Raw genomic sequence first — 14,887 nt, forward strand, 5'->3', positions numbered from 1 at the left:
AACAAGAAGCGTTAGTGATAAAACGCATAAGTGTTAGCTAATAAGAGGTTAAAATTTAGTGCAAAAAAGGAAATGGAATTATAGCTAAGTAAGCTTAAGGGGAGATTAAAAGGAGAGTGGTATAATCATTAAGCAAATCAAAATTGTTTTACAAGGAATATCAATGCTTTATTATGGTATTAGTTTGGTTATGGGTATTGCAATTTCTATGCAAGCCCCTATTAATGCAAGTCTTAGCCGCTCTTTACAAGCATCGCCCATACTTGCCGCCCTCATTTCTTTTGTTATTGGTTCGGCTTGCCTCTTGTTGTTTGCTTGCTTAAGCGGCGAGCTTAATGCTGATATTTTCAAATCTTTACTCAAACAAAGTTGGTGGAAATTTTTAGGGGGTATATTAGGAGCATTTTTTGTTTTTGGCACGATTTTGCTTGCACCTAAAATTGGCTTAATTAATATGTTTTTATTGATACTTATTGGGCAGCTCATTACAGGAATGTTATTAGATAATTTTGGAGCTTTTGGACTAAATATTAAACCCATTTCTTGGCATAAAATTCTAGGGCTTGTTATTGTATTTGGAGGGCTTTTAGTGTTTTTTATGAAAGAGATTAAAGAAGGATTGCAAATTTATAGCTAGCGCATTTAAAAATTATTAAAAAATATTCAATTTATAAAATCTTGAAAAATTAAGGAATAAAAATGGAAAACATAAAAATAAAATGGCTCACAAAAGAAGATAGCTGGGCAAACATTATTGGGTTATTTTTAGTTTTAATCCTTAGCATTTTTTGGCTTTTTGATATGTTTTTTATTATAAAAATTTTTAATATAAAATTTAACCCTTGGCAAGGTATAAACCCCATAAATGCTTTTTCCTCTTTATCTTTCTTAAGTTTTTTTGCATTATTTTGCTTTTTTGGGATTTGTTTTGGGATTGCTTCAAAATTCTTAGGTAAAAAAATACGAACTTTTCTTCTCAGTTTCAGTATTTTATTTGTTTTAAGCATAATTGTTTTTTTGATTAGTAGCCACACAAGCGCAAAAGAATATCAATTAGAGTCTCCTTTAGTTGCATTATTATTTGGTTTAGTCTTAGGAAACCTCATCAGACTTCCACAATGGTTTAAGGATTCCTTACTTACAGAATTTTATATCAAAACAGGAATCGTTCTAATGGGTGCGACTTTGCCTTTAACACTTTTAATAAGTGCTGGTGGAATTGCGATTTTGCAAGCCTGCATTATTACAATAATTACTTTTTGGACAATTTACTTTGCTGCGACACGAATTTTTAAGCTAAATCCAAGCTTTGGAGTAACTTTGGGCGCAGGTGGTTCTATTTGCGGGGTGAGTGCGGCAATTGTGATTGGTAGTGCAGCAAAAGCAAAACAAGAACATATCAGCCTTACAATTAGCATTGTAGTATTATGGGCTGTGGTTATGGTCATTGTATTACCTATTCTTTGTAGAATATTAGGTTTAGATGCTGGGGTAGCTGGAGCATGGATTGGGACTTCAGAGTTTGCAGATTCTGCAGGATTAGCTGCTGCCCAATCTATCGGTGATGAACGAGCAATCGCAGCCTTTACATTAATTAAAGTAATTGGCAGAGATATGTTTATTGGAATCTGGGCTGTGTTAGTAGCATTTTTATCAATTACGATGTGGAATAAACAAGAGAATGCACAAGCCAATATTAAAACAATTTGGGAAAGGTTTCCAAAATTTATTTTAGGATTCTTGATTGCATCTGCTTTAATTAGTGCTTTAACTTTAAATCTTGATTCTATTGCAAATGCGCAATTTTCCAAAGAATCCCTTGGAGTAATCAAAACTTTGCGCAATTGGCTTTTTGTATGGACATTTTTATGTATTGGATTAAACACGCAATTTAAAGATATTTTTGTCATCGGCACTAAACCATTTTTAGCTTTTACTATTGGTGTAGCTATCAATCTACCACTCGGATATTTTCTATCTTCTTATGTTTTCTATGATTTTTGGGTAAATTTTATGAAGTAATTTTATGGTAATCTATCTTTTATGAATCTAGTTTGCAATTTGTTCATCAAATAAAATAACGACATTATCACTCCCAATCTCCAAATTGCAATGCTTTTCCATACCACAAATCTTTATTAGCGCGTTTTCCTATGACTTGTGTTAAATATTTTGGGGGGATTCCATATCCCGGACGAATGGAAGCAATGGAATCTTGAGTGATAACTTCTCCTTTTTTAATATCCTTCACCACATATAAAGAACGCATAAAAACCCTGCCTTCTTTGGATTTTTCGCTAAGCTCATAAGTTGGAATCCCAAGCAACTCCTCGACTTCTCGCACTGCTTTTGCCATTTGCGCAAATTCATTTGGCTCAATGCTAAAAGCACTATCCGCGCCTCCTAATTCTCGCTTTAAAATAAAATGCTTCTCAATCACTCTCGCACCTAGTGAGGCAGCAGCAATCGGAGCGGTGATTCCTAATGTATGGTCGGATAATCCAACTTCAATACCAAAATCTTTTTTAAGCTGCGGAATCAAAGATAAATTTGCACTCTTTAAAGGTGCGGGATACGAGCTTGTGCATTGCAAAAGCGTAATAGCATTATTCCCAACCTCTCTACAAGCATTAATCGCCTCTTCTATCTCTGCTTTTGTCGCGATTCCTTTTGACAAAATCACCGGTTTGCCCAAACGCGCAATATATTTTATCAGCTCCAAATCCACAATCTCAAAAGACGCAACCTTATAAATAGGATTCCCTAATTCCTCCAAAAAATCCACCGCTTCTTTGCTAAATGGGCTAGAAAAACACACCAATTCAATTTCTTTAGCATAATCAAACAATTCTTTATGCCATTCCCAAGGTGTCATTGCCTCTTTATAAAGCGCGTAGAAATTCTTGCCCTCCCACAATGTGCCTTTAATCTTAAAATCGTCTAAATCACAATTTAGCGTCAGGCAATCTGGCGTATAAGTTTGCAATTTTATTGCATCAGCGCCAGAATCTTTAGCAGCTTTTATGGTTTGAAACGCTAATTCTTTGTTTTGATTATGGTTGGCAGAAAGCTCCGCCACAAGAAAAATTTTGTTATTTTGCATTTGTTATCCAAAATCTTATAATTTTTGCTAAGATTATAACTTAAATTCTTAAATTTAAGGGCTTTTCTATGCAAAAATCATCTTATAGAAAAAACTGCATACTGCTTTTTAGCACTTTGGGGCTATTCTTAAATGGCTGCGATGAGCAAAGTTTAAATGATTTAGAAAATAAAGCTGGACAAACTTTTCAAAATGCCTTACAAGATTCTGGTTTAAAAGATACGTTAGAATCGCACGCACAAAAACTTAATGATTTTTTAGAATCTAACAAAACAAAAGAATTTATAGAAAAACAAACAGAAATTATAAAAGATGGGGCTAACGAATTAGGAAAAATTGTAGAATCCAATAAAACAAAAGAAATCCTACAAAAACAAATGGAGAATCTTAATGAGATTTTAGAAGGCAAGCAAAATACAAACCAACCAGCAAATGTGGAATCTATTTAGCCCTACTCTTGCGATTCTGTTTCTAAATTTGTTTCTGGCTCTATAAATCCTTTCATTCTTAGCTCCAAACTCTTCTCTAAGCTCTCTTTTAATCCCACTTGTGCAATTTCTTTTAAAGCTATCTTTAGACACTGCATCTCTTGTCCCCACTCTTTCCAAAGCCCTCTTTTTTCACTTCTTGCAATCATTTCTAATTCCTCTAAACTTCTTAGAGTTTCTTCTTCACTTAAATCAAAATGCTGCACCACCGCATAGCCATCACGCACTACTTCTGCATTATAAAGATTCCCACCTCTTTGCAAAAAGCACCAGCCATTTTTATAACCCAAGCGATATTGCTGCTCTAAGTCAATTTTATTTTGCACATACTGCATTGCAAAATGGCGCATTTCCTTAAGTGCTTGTGGTGTAATCTCACACCCTCCCCATTTAAAGCTTTTGCTAACTCCTGCCACACCATAAAGTTGGCAATACATCATTCCATAATCCTTGCTATACACACTAAAAAGTGTTGGTGCAAAAATATGCTTCATTAACACTTGCATACTCACAGGTGGAATGCTAAAACCAAAACTCTGCACGCTTAAGATTCCACATACTATTAAAATTTTTATCCTACAAAACATTAGTATTCCCTATTGCGCTTGCTTGTAATAATTCCTTAACATAGGCATTTTTTGGAGAGCTAAAAACTTCTTGTGTTAATCCACTCTCCAAAACATTGCCCTCCTTTAGCACCAAAACATTTTGGCAAAGTGTTGCAATAACGCTTAAATCATGGCTAATGCAAATATAGCTTAACCCATATTGTTTAGTAAGTTTTAATAATAGCTTTAGAATCTGTCTTTGTGTCGCACAATCTAACGCACTTGTTGGTTCATCTAAAATTAACACTTTAGGACGCAAAATCAAACTTCTAGCAATACTTACTCTTTGTCTTTGACCTCCGCTTAACTCATTAGGATAACGCTCCATATAACTTGCATCTAATCCAACATCTTCCAAACTCTGAATAATACGGCGTTTTTGACTTTCTTTATCAAGGCAAATATGCGCTTGCAACCCTTCTTGTAAAATTTTAAAAAGATTCATTTTAGGATTTAAGGAGCTAAAAGGGTCTTGAAAAATCAGTTGGATTGATGCGCGAAATTCCCTTAATGCACTTCCTTTTAATCCTAAAAAATCTCTACCCAAAAGCCTTATCTCTCCTTTTACACATTCCTCATCTGCTAGACGACAAAGTGCATTAGCAAGGCTACTTTTACCGCTTCCAGATTCTCCAATAACTCCTAAACTCTCCCTTTTATACAAAGAAAAACTAAGGGGTTTTAGCGCAGTAAAAGATTCCAAAGTTTTTCCAAAAAAGCTTTTTTTCTTAGGATATTCCACACTTATATTTTTGGCTTCTAGCACTACTTCTTTTTCATAAGATTCTTTATTGTAATGAAATGCTAGTGCGTCAATAAGCATTTTTGTATAGGCATTTTTTGGAGTTTTAAAAATCTCCTCTTTGCCTCCACTCTCAATAATCTCTCCATCTTGCATTATCAGCACACGATTACAAAGTTTAGAAATAACTGCTAAATTATGACTAATAAAAATAATACTCAACCCAAAACTTTTTTGTAAATTTTTTAAGAGTTCTATAATTTGTGCTTGTGTCGTGGAATCTAAAGCTGTTGTTGGCTCATCAGCAATCAAAATCTTAGGATTATTCGCCAAAGCAATCGCAATACACACACGCTGCCTTTGCCCTCCGCTTAGCACATAAGGATAGGATTCCAACACACTCTTTGGAAGCTGCACATTTGTTAATAGTGTATTAATTCTCTCTTGCAATACACAAGATGTAATCTTAGGATTATGGATTAAAATCGCTTCACTTAATTGCTTATCAATCTTTTGTAAAGGATTTAGCGCGCTTAATGGTTCTTGAAAAATATAGCTAAGTTTTAAGCCGCGTAAATTTTGCATTTTAGATTCTGGAATCTCAAGCAAATTTTCACCCAAAAATCTAATACTTCCTTGCTTAATTTTATAATCCTTAATCAAACGCAATATCAAATGGCTTAATAAAGTCTTTCCGCTTCCTGATTCTCCAGCAATGCCTAAAACTTCACCTTCTTTTAAACTAAAACTAATATCTTTTAGAAAAAATTTCCCTATTTTTGCATTTAGGGATTCCACTTTTAAAAGGCTCATTGTTTTATCCCTATCGCTTCTGTGCGCATTGCATCACGCAAACCTTCCCCAATAAAGACAAGCAAACATAGCAAAATACTAAGCGCAAAAAATCCACTTAACCCAAGCCAAGGGGCATTAAGATTATTTTTACCTTGTGCTAAAATCTCTCCCAAACTCGCACTAGGTGGCGGTAACCCAAGCCCTAAAAAATCTAATGAAGCAAGCGTTGTAATACTTCCACATAAAATAAAAGGCAAGTAAGTCAAAACCGCCACTAAGGCATTAGGCAAAATATGATGTAGCATAATGCGAATATGGCTAACGCCTAGCATTTTTGCTGCTTTAATATAATCAAGATTCCGAACTTTTAAAAACTCCGCACGCACAAAAGGCACTAAAAACACCCAAGAAAACAGCAATATAATACATAAAATGCTCCAAAACGTAGGTTTTAGCAAGCTTGCAAAGATAATAAGCACAAAAAGCACAGGCATTCCACTCCAAATTTCAATGAGACGCTGCCCAATTAAATCGACTTTTCCACCAAAATAACCACAAATTGCACCAATGCAAAGCCCTAAAATAGAGCTAAAGAAAGTTAAAACGATTCCAAAAAGCATAGAAGTTTTTAACCCATAAAGCAATCTAGCTAGCACATCACGCCCTAAATCATCAGTGCCTAAAAGATTTTTTAAAGTCGGAGCAGAAGGAGCTGGGGATTCTAAAGTATAAATCACAGAATCATAAGAATAAGGAATCAAAGGCATAATCATAAAGCCCTTTTGCGCAATTTTTTCTTGCAAATAAGGGTCATTATAATTTGCACTCGTTTCAAAATCTCCCCCAAATGTCGTTTCTGGATAATCTTGCAATAAAGGAAAATAGTTTTCTCCTTGATAGCGCACAAACAAAGGTTTATCATTTGCAAGAATCTCTGCACACATACAAAGTAAAAATAAAATACCAAAAATCCACAAAGAGAGGTATGCACGATGATTTGCTTTAAAAGTTTGAAATCTACGCATTGTAAAAATCTCTTGCATCATTACACCTTTTGAAAGTTGATTCTAGGATCTACCAAAACATAAAACATATCGCTAATAATCCCAACAATAAGCCCAAAAAGTGTAAAAATATACAAAGAGCCAAAAATCACAGGATAATCTCTTGAAATAATCGACTCATAGCCTAAAAGCCCTAAACCATCAAGCGAAAAAATAATCTCAATTAGCAATGAACCGCTTAACAACATTCCAAGTAATGCTGAAGGAATAGAAGCAATGATAAGCAACATTGCATTACGAAAAATATGCCGATATAAGACTTGTTGCTCAGATAATCCCTTTGCATAAGCAAGCAACACATATTGCTTATGAATCTCCTCTAAAAAGGAATTTTTAGCAAGCAATGTTAAAGTCGCAAACCCTCCAATGCTCAAAGAAAGCACAGGTAATGTAATATGCCAAAAATAATCCTTAACTTTTCCAAACAAGCTTAAAGATTCAAAATTATCCCCTACAATTCCTCGCAAAGGAAAAATACTAAAATAAGTCCCTCCGGCAAATAAAATCACCAAAATTAATGCAAATAGAAATGTTGGAATCGCATTGCCAATAATAATCATTGTGCTAGTAACACTATCAAATGCGCTTCCTTCATTGACAGCTTTTTTAATCCCTAAAGGGACAGAAATACAATAGATTAAAAGTGTGCTCCAAAGTCCAAGACTAATAGAAACAGGAAGCTTCTGCGCTATTAAATCCACAACTTTTGCATTTTTGTAAAAACTCTCCCCAAAATTAAAAGTCAAGTAATTTTTAAGCATTAAAAGATAACGTTCCAAAATAGGCTTATCAAAGCCATATAACGCGTTAATTTTCTCTAAAATTTCAGGGTCTAAGCCTTGATTTTTATACATTCCTTTAGAATTGATTTGCACTTCCCCTTGTGTCCCAACCCCTTCTAATCGTGCAATCATTTGTTCCACAGGACCACCCGGTGCGATTTGAATGATAAAAAAATTAAGCGTCATTATCCCTAATAATGTCGGAATCACAAGCAATAATCTTTTTAGAATATAGCTTCCCAAATTCTTCCTTTATCGTCTAAAATTAGGATATTTCTTTTGGATATTTTCTAGCTTTTTAGAGTCCATCCACCAAGTTTCAAAACCCACTGCATAAAGAGGTGTAATTTTTGGATGTTCTAAAAAATTCCAAAATGCCACACAAAAAGTTTTAGTATGAAAATGTGGAATCATATAATATTCCCATAGCAATACTCTATCAAGCGCACGCGTGGCAATTAGCAACTCTTCGTGAGATTTTGCTTGAATAATTTTAGCAATCAAAGCATCAACTACATTATTTTTCACTCCAATATAATTATAACTTCCCTCTGTCTGTGCTGCCTCACTTCCCCAAAAAAATGCCTGCTCATTACCCGGTGATAGACTTTGGGGAAACACGCTTACAATCATATCATAATCAAAAGTGCGCAAACGATTAACATATTGCGCAATATCCACTGTGCGCAGCTGCATTGTAATGCCTAGAATTTGCAGATTTTTCTGAAAAGGAATCGCAACGCGTTCCATTGCTGGGCTAACTAATAATAACTCAAAGACAAAAGGGATTCCATCTTTTTGCAATTTTCCATTTTGGATACTATACCCAGCTTCTTTTAATAATGCTTGTGCTCTTTTTAGATTCTCTCTATTATCTCCATTACCTTTGCTTTGGGGCAAAGAAAAACTTTGTGTAAAAAGTGCATTTGGTAGCTGATTCCTAAAAGGTTCAAGCAACTCTAATTCTGCTCCTAATGGAATCCCAACGCTTGCATACTCTGAATTATCAAAAAAACTTTTTGTGCGCGTGTATTGGTCATAAAAAAGATTCTTATTGCTCCATTCAAAATCAAATGCAAGCCCTATTGCCTCTCTTACACGTCTATCATCAAAAAAACTTTTACGCACATTAAACACAAACCCTTGCATTCCACTTGGTAAAAAATGTAAAAATTCTTGCTTTTGAATATCTTTGTTATTTAATGCAGCTCCATTATAGCCCAACGCCCAGTTTTTCGCACTTACTTCTTCTCTAAAATCATATCTCCCAGCTTTAAAAGCCTCTAGGGCAACTGTATCGTCTTTATAATAATCAATCGTGATTTTATCAAAGTTAAAATATCCAATACGCGTTGGGTGATTTTTAGCCCAATACTTCTCTACACGCTTATAAGTTACACTGCGCCCTGCATCAAAAGATTCTATTGCATAAGGACCACTGCCTAGTGGAATCCTTAAAGGATTCTTATTAAAATCCACGTCTTGATAATAATGCTTTGGTAAAATTGGTAAATCCCCTAAAATTAAAGCTAATTCGCGATTCTTATTATCTTTAAAGTTAAAGCGCACAGTGTATTTATCCACCACAATAACATCTTTTACATCTGCATAATAACGCACCATTGAAGGATTCTCTCCTCTTGCAATAGTTTTAAAACTAAATTCCACATCAAAAGCAGTAATCTCTTTTCCATCATTAAAACGTGCATTTTCATCTAAATGAAAAATAACAAAAGTATTATCTTTTGCCCTTTGCACTTGTTTAGCAATAAGTCCGTATTGGCTACTTGGCTCATCAAAAGAGCGCACCATTAAAGTATCATAGATTAATTCTAAACCTTTAACACTTACGCCTTTTAACAAAAAATCATAAAAACTATCATAGTTTCCTAAGGCATATTGTTTAATATGCCCTCCTTTTGGTGCGCTGGGATTGACATAATCAAAATACTTAAAATTCTTATATTTAACTTCTCCTTGTGCGCTCAATGCAGAATCGCTGTAAGTTTGCGCATTTACAAATACACCAAAAAACAGCAATGCAAAAAACCAAGAAACAACAAAACGCATAGAAATCCTTAAGCCTAAAAATAGAAATTCATTGTAACAAATTATTTGCAAATTAATGGACAAGAATTCACTTTTTCTTCACATTTTTTGACTAAACTTCTACAAATTTTTTAAAGGAGTCCTTGATGACAAAACAATTTCGCAACATTCACATCTATCTTAGTTTATTCTTCTTGCCTATTGCATTAATGTATGCAGCGACTGGAATCTTATACATTAGTGGGTTTAATCAAGATAGTTGGGCGACAAAATATAACTACACGCTGACACAAAATGTAGAAGAAGGCAAAGAAATTGATGCACTTGTGCAATATCTTAAAGATAATAACTTAAGTATTCCTTCAGATTTAACTCCAAAAAAAGGTAGAGGCGAAGAGCTAAGTGTAGGAAGCACACATTATAGTGCTAGTATCAAGAAAAATGCAGATTCCACATACACAATCACAACTCTAAAACGTTCTATTATTGGAGATATGATTATGCTTCACAAAGCTAAAGCAAAATGGTATTTTGATGTGCTAGCTATTGGGTTTGGAATCACTTTAGCTCTACTCTATCTTTCAGGCTTAATGATTACACTTTTTAATAGCAAAAAGAATCGCTCAATCCAATATGCTACTATTTTAGCAGGCTGTATTATTAGTATTGCTTTAGGTGCTTTAAGCGTTTTATGAATAAATCTAAGCTAACGCTTAGATTTCTCAAACTCTTCTTTACTCCAACCTCCCCCAAAAGCCTTATATAAATTAATTGCCGCGCTTAAGGATTCCAACTTAGCCCCTTCTTGTTGCAACTCTGCAGCAAAAAGAGCACCTTGCGTGCTTAAAACTTCAAGGTAATTTGTATAACCTTCTTCATAACGCAAATTTGCAAGCTCTAATGTGCGTTGCAATGCGCTAACTTGGTCGCTTAAACTAATTAGCCGCTCACTTGTAGTTTGATAATTAAATAGAACTTCTCTAACCTCGCCAAATGCTGTGCGCAAGGTCTGTCCATAAGTTAATAACATCTCTCTATACTGCGACTTTGCCAAATCAACATTTGCACTTGTGCGCCCAAAATCAATCAAATTCCCTATAAAATTTCCCCCAAAATTCCATGTAGAATTAGAAGTCCTTACAAGCTCATTTAATTGCGGGCTTGCATAACCAAAAAGCCCAGTTAGGGAAATTGTCGGAAAATATGCGCTACGTGCTACACCAATTGAAAAATTTGCAGCTTTTAGACTCTGCTCTGCTGCTTCAATATCAGGTCGTCTCTCTAAAATCGTTGAAGGCAAGCCTGCTTCGATACTAGGAGGTGCGGGCAATTCTCGCGGTTGTGTTGGAATCTCATTTGCAAATACCCCTGCCCCATCACGTCCAAGTAAAATCAAAAACGCACTTTGAGCGGAATTTTGCTCCATCAAAAGGCTTTGCAACTGCGCTTTAACACTTGCCATTTCAGACTTTGCTTGCTGCATATCAATCTCTGAAATCTTACCTGCTTCAAACTCTTTTTTGCGGTATTCATAGTTTTCTGTGCGACTTTTTAATGTATTTTGGGAGATTTGCACTTGATTATTAAGCGTTAAAACACCAAAATAACTTTGCATTGCATTTGCAATTAAACTTAGACGCACCATATCTCCATTTGCTTTGACTGCAAGAAGCTTTGCTAAAGCACTTCTATCTGCATCTCTTGCACGCCCCCACAAATCAAGCTCAAAACTAAGCACTGCACTAAGAGAAAAATTATTATAGTTTTCAAACTGCCCTTGCATTGGATTTTTACGATTTTTTAAAGCTTCACCTTTTGCCTGAATATTAGGATAGCGATCACTTCTTGCATAGCTCCATTGTGAGCGTGCTTGTTCTATGCGCTCCATTGCAACAAGCAAATCATAATTATTCTTTAAAGCTTCTTCTACAAAAAGATTTAGAGTTTCATCTCCAAACTCTTCCCACCATTTTTGAGAAATTACCATTTCTTGTGCTGCTTCTATGGCTTCTTTAGAATCCGGTAAATTTGTCGTTGGCTGCACATATTTAGGAGAAAGCGAACAACCACTTCCTAAAATCGCAAGCAAAGTGATATGAAAACAAAAATTAGAAATCTTAATCATGTTTGCTCCTAAAAGTTGCTATAAATTCACTCAATTTTGCAAAATAAGTATAAAACAGAGGAATAAAGAAAGTCGCAATAAAGGTTGCTGCAAGCATTCCTCCAATTACCCCTGTCCCAATCGCATGGCGACTGGCTGCTCCCGCTCCACTACTAATAGCAAGCGGGAAAACCCCGATTGTAAATGCAAGAGAAGTCATTACAATCGGACGAAATCTAAGTCTAGCAGCTTCTACTGCGGAATCATAAATATCCTTACCTTCACCCTCACGCGCCTGCATTGCAAATTCAATAATCAAAATTGCATTTTTTGCCGCTAATGCGATCAATGTGATTAAACCTACTTGGAAATAAATATCATTATTTAAGCCCCTAAGCCATGTTGCTAAAATCGCTCCAAATACCGCAAATGGAACTGCTGTAACAACCGCTAAAGGCATAAGCCACCGCTCATATTGTGCTGCTAGAATCAAAAATACAAAAATAAGCCCAAAAATAAAAGCTACTGCGCCTGTTCCGCTACTTGCTTTTTCTTGATAAGAACTTCCTGAAAATGCCACAGAATAACCATCTGGCAACACTTCTTCTACAACCTGCTCAATGGCAAGGAGCGCATCTCCTGAAGAATAACCCGGTGCAGCATCTCCCATAAGTTTTGCTGCTGGGAAAAGGTTAAATCTCTCCAAAATATCTGGACCAACCACGCGCTCATAACTCACCAATGCGCTAATAGGAACTAATTCTCCATTGTTTGAGCGCACAAAGACATTGCGTAAATCCTCTGGAGATTCTCTAAATGGGCTTTCAGATTGCACATTAACCTTATATGTGCGACCAAAGAGGTTAAAATCATTCACATAATATGCCCCAAAAGTTGCTTGGAGTGTCGTAAAGACTTCACTAACATTCACTCCCATAGCCTTAGCTTTTTCTCTATCCAAATTCACACGATACTGCGGCACATTCACACTCAAAGTTGTTCTCACTCCTGCAAGCTCTGGACGCTTTTGTGCAGCTTGCAAAACAAGTTGTGTGTATTTCTGTAATTCCTCTGTGGAAGCACCTGTGCGGTTTTGGATATACGCTTCAAATCCATCTGTCAAGCTTAATCCCATAATTGGTGGAGGATTCAAAGCAAAGATTATAGAATCTGGATATTGCATTAGCTGTCCTGTGAAAGCACCTGCTAAAGCTTGAGAATGCTGCTCGGCTTTTTTTCTCTCTTTCCAATCTTTTAACTCCATAAACGCTGTCCCACCATGGCTTCTTACAGCACTTGAGAGCATATCATAACCTGCTAATGTCATAATCCCATCTACATTAGGATTCTCCATAGCAAATTTTCCCACAAAATCTGCCATTTTTTCTGTTTTATTAAGAGCAGTTGCAGGTGGTAATTGCATAGAAACAAGCAAAACACCTTTATCTTCTGAAGGCACAAGTCCGCTTGGAACACGCATAAAAAGCCCAATAGTAACCGCAATCAACCCTACAAATAATAAGACATATAAACTTCCTCTCCGAATCGTATGTGCGACTTTATCAGTAAATTTATGCGTAAGCCAATCAAAGAAATTATTAAATTTCTTGACAATATAAAAGGGTTTTGGTTCTTTGGTTTTAAGAATCGAAACACAAAGTGCTGGAGTGAGTGTCAGAGCAACAAATCCCGAAATGACGACAGAAATAACGATTGTAATCGCAAATTGCTTGTAAATCTCTCCGGAGAATCCTCCGATAAATGCCACAGGGATAAACACCGCAGAAAGAACAAGCACGATAGCAATTACAGGGCTTTGAATCTCCTCCATAGCTTTAATCGTAGCATCTCTTACCGATAGCTTTTCGGTATGAATGAGACGCTCGACATTTTCAATCACAATAATTGCGTCATCTACTACGATTCCAATAGCGAGAATTAACCCAAAGAGCGTTAGAAGATTGATAGAGAATCCTAACAAATACATTCCTGCAAATGCCCCAATAATAGATACAGGCACAGCAATTACAGGAATAATTGTGGCTCTAAAGTTTTGCAAGAAAAAGTAAATAACAATCACAACAAGTATAATTGCTTCAATAAAAGTCTTGATAACTTCTTTGACGGATACTTTTACAAATTTTGTCGTATCATAAGGAATCGCGTATTTTAAACCATCAGGAAAAGTTTTAGAAAGCTCTTCTAGTTTTTGAGAGACTCCATCGGCGACATTTAGTGCATTTGCTCCAGGTTGGAGGAAAACACCAAAAGCTACAGCATTTTGCCCTTTGAAAGATGCTTTTACGCTATAATCTTCTGCGCCTAATTCAATCCGAGCAATGTCTTTGAGACGCAAAGAAGAGCCATCTTCATTAGTCTTAATCAAAATCTCTTCAAACTCTTTTGCCTCACTTAAACGCCCTTTTGTTGTAACACTATAAGTAAATTCCAAATCTTTTCTTGCAGGCTCTTGCCCGAAATATCCTGCGGCAAATTGTGAGTTTTGCTCTTGAACTAATGCAATCACTTCTGAAGGCGTGAGATTGTATTTGCGCAACTTATCAGGAGAAAGCCAAATACGCATAGAATACTGCTCTCTACTAAACAAAGCCGCATCTCCAACACCCGGAACACGTTTAAGCTCATCTAAAATATTAATAGCCGTATAGTTTGCAATATAAGTTGCATCTTGATTTGGTGAATCAGAATACATTGCATAAACTGCTAAAATCGTGGAGCTTCTTTTCTCTACTGTTACCCCATATCGTTGCACTTCTTGTGGCAAACTACTTAGCACTGCTTGGACGCGGTTATTGACATTGATAGCTGCTTGGTCTGGGTCTGTTTCATTCGTAAAATAAACGCTAATGCTCAAAGAACCGCTTGAAGTAGAGGAGCTTTGCATATAAATCATATTTTCTACACCATTGATACTATTTTCAAGCACACTTGCTACGCTGCTAGAGATAACTTCCGCACTAGCACCCGGATAAGTTGCACTCACGACAACTTGGGGAGGGGTAACTTGCGGATACTCTTCTACTGCCAAAGAAAAAGCAGACAACCCCCCGGCAATGACGATGATAATAGACATTACCATTGCCAAAACAGGACGTTCGATAAAAAATTTAGAAAACATTATAAGAACCTTT

The 14,887-nt window shown here is 35.9% G+C and carries 13 protein-coding genes; 4 read left to right on the forward strand and 9 right to left on the reverse strand.

Going from position 1 to position 14,887, the window contains the following annotated elements; translation table 11 throughout:
* The first annotated feature begins 163 nt into the window (after positions 1-163).
* Positions 164-637 carry a DMT family transporter gene (locus LS70_RS05355; protein ID WP_052083298.1) on the forward strand — a complete coding sequence of 158 codons (474 nt, stop codon included), beginning with the start codon at positions 164-166 and terminating at the stop codon, positions 635-637.
* A gap of 49 nt (positions 638-686) precedes the next feature.
* On the opposite strand, the gene LS70_RS10085 is transcribed toward LS70_RS05355, so the two are convergent.
* Positions 687-1,007 (reverse strand): hypothetical protein, encoded by a 321-nt coding sequence (locus tag LS70_RS10085; RefSeq protein ID WP_201273967.1) that lies wholly within the window; start codon positions 1,005-1,007, stop codon positions 687-689.
* Between LS70_RS10085 and LS70_RS05360 the strand changes: the two genes are divergently transcribed.
* Positions 922-2,022: a YeiH family protein gene (locus LS70_RS05360; RefSeq protein ID WP_236096451.1), complete on the forward strand. Its 1,101-nt coding sequence runs from the start codon at positions 922-924 to the stop codon at positions 2,020-2,022. The two genes, LS70_RS10085 and LS70_RS05360, sit on opposite strands and share 86 nt — an antisense overlap.
* A 67-nt stretch (positions 2,023-2,089) precedes the next feature.
* On the opposite strand, the gene pseI is transcribed toward LS70_RS05360, so the two are convergent.
* On the reverse strand, positions 2,090-3,103 hold the full coding sequence (gene pseI, locus LS70_RS05365) for a pseudaminic acid synthase (protein WP_034287600.1): 1,014 nt from the start codon (positions 3,101-3,103) through the stop codon (positions 2,090-2,092).
* Between the two features lie 68 nt (positions 3,104-3,171).
* Between pseI and LS70_RS05370 the strand changes: the two genes are divergently transcribed.
* Complete coding sequence (locus LS70_RS05370) at positions 3,172-3,552, forward strand: hypothetical protein (protein WP_034287601.1); 381 nt, start codon at positions 3,172-3,174, stop codon at positions 3,550-3,552.
* Between the two features lie 2 nt (positions 3,553-3,554).
* Here the strand turns inward: LS70_RS05370 and LS70_RS05375 are convergent, their stop codons facing one another.
* From LS70_RS05375 to LS70_RS05395, 5 genes are read right to left on the reverse strand one after another with little or no spacing between them, the layout of a single operon-like run.
* The gene (locus LS70_RS05375) at positions 3,555-4,178 is read right to left on the reverse strand and encodes a thermonuclease family protein (RefSeq protein ID WP_052083299.1); all 624 of its coding nucleotides are present in this window, start codon (positions 4,176-4,178) and stop codon (positions 3,555-3,557) included.
* Positions 4,168-5,754 (reverse strand): dipeptide ABC transporter ATP-binding protein, encoded by a 1,587-nt coding sequence (locus LS70_RS05380; protein WP_034287603.1) that lies wholly within the window; start codon positions 5,752-5,754, stop codon positions 4,168-4,170. The genes LS70_RS05375 and LS70_RS05380 overlap by 11 nt, the downstream gene beginning before the upstream one ends.
* Positions 5,751-6,779 carry an ABC transporter permease gene (locus LS70_RS05385; RefSeq protein ID WP_034287605.1) on the reverse strand — a complete coding sequence of 343 codons (1,029 nt, stop codon included), beginning with the start codon at positions 6,777-6,779 and terminating at the stop codon, positions 5,751-5,753. Before LS70_RS05385 ends, LS70_RS05380 begins: the two co-directional genes overlap by 4 nt.
* 2 nt (positions 6,780-6,781) lie before the next feature.
* On the reverse strand, positions 6,782-7,825 hold the full coding sequence (locus LS70_RS05390; RefSeq protein WP_034287607.1) for a microcin C ABC transporter permease YejB: 1,044 nt from the start codon (positions 7,823-7,825) through the stop codon (positions 6,782-6,784).
* 9 nt (positions 7,826-7,834) lie between these two features.
* A complete protein-coding gene (locus tag LS70_RS05395; protein ID WP_034287608.1) occupies positions 7,835-9,652 on the reverse strand; it encodes an extracellular solute-binding protein in 1,818 nt (605 codons plus the stop codon).
* A 125-nt stretch (positions 9,653-9,777) separates the two neighbouring features.
* On the opposite strand from LS70_RS05395, the gene LS70_RS05400 reads away from it, so the two are divergent.
* Positions 9,778-10,326: a membrane protein gene (locus LS70_RS05400; protein WP_034287610.1), complete on the forward strand. Its 549-nt coding sequence runs from the start codon at positions 9,778-9,780 to the stop codon at positions 10,324-10,326.
* Positions 10,327-10,337: 11 nt separating this feature from the next.
* Here the strand turns inward: LS70_RS05400 and LS70_RS05405 are convergent, their stop codons facing one another.
* Together LS70_RS05405 and LS70_RS05410 are read right to left on the reverse strand one after the other, a co-directional pair.
* Positions 10,338-11,756, reverse strand: coding sequence for an efflux transporter outer membrane subunit (locus LS70_RS05405; protein ID WP_052083300.1), 1,419 nt, complete (start codon positions 11,754-11,756; stop codon positions 10,338-10,340).
* The gene (locus tag LS70_RS05410; RefSeq protein ID WP_034287612.1) at positions 11,749-14,874 is read right to left on the reverse strand and encodes an efflux RND transporter permease subunit; all 3,126 of its coding nucleotides are present in this window, start codon (positions 14,872-14,874) and stop codon (positions 11,749-11,751) included. Before LS70_RS05410 ends, LS70_RS05405 begins: the two co-directional genes overlap by 8 nt.
* Positions 14,875-14,887 lie beyond the last annotated feature (13 nt).

The organism is Helicobacter sp. MIT 11-5569, assembly GCF_000765695.2.
Taxonomy (GTDB): Bacteria; Campylobacterota; Campylobacteria; order Campylobacterales; family Helicobacteraceae; genus Helicobacter_D.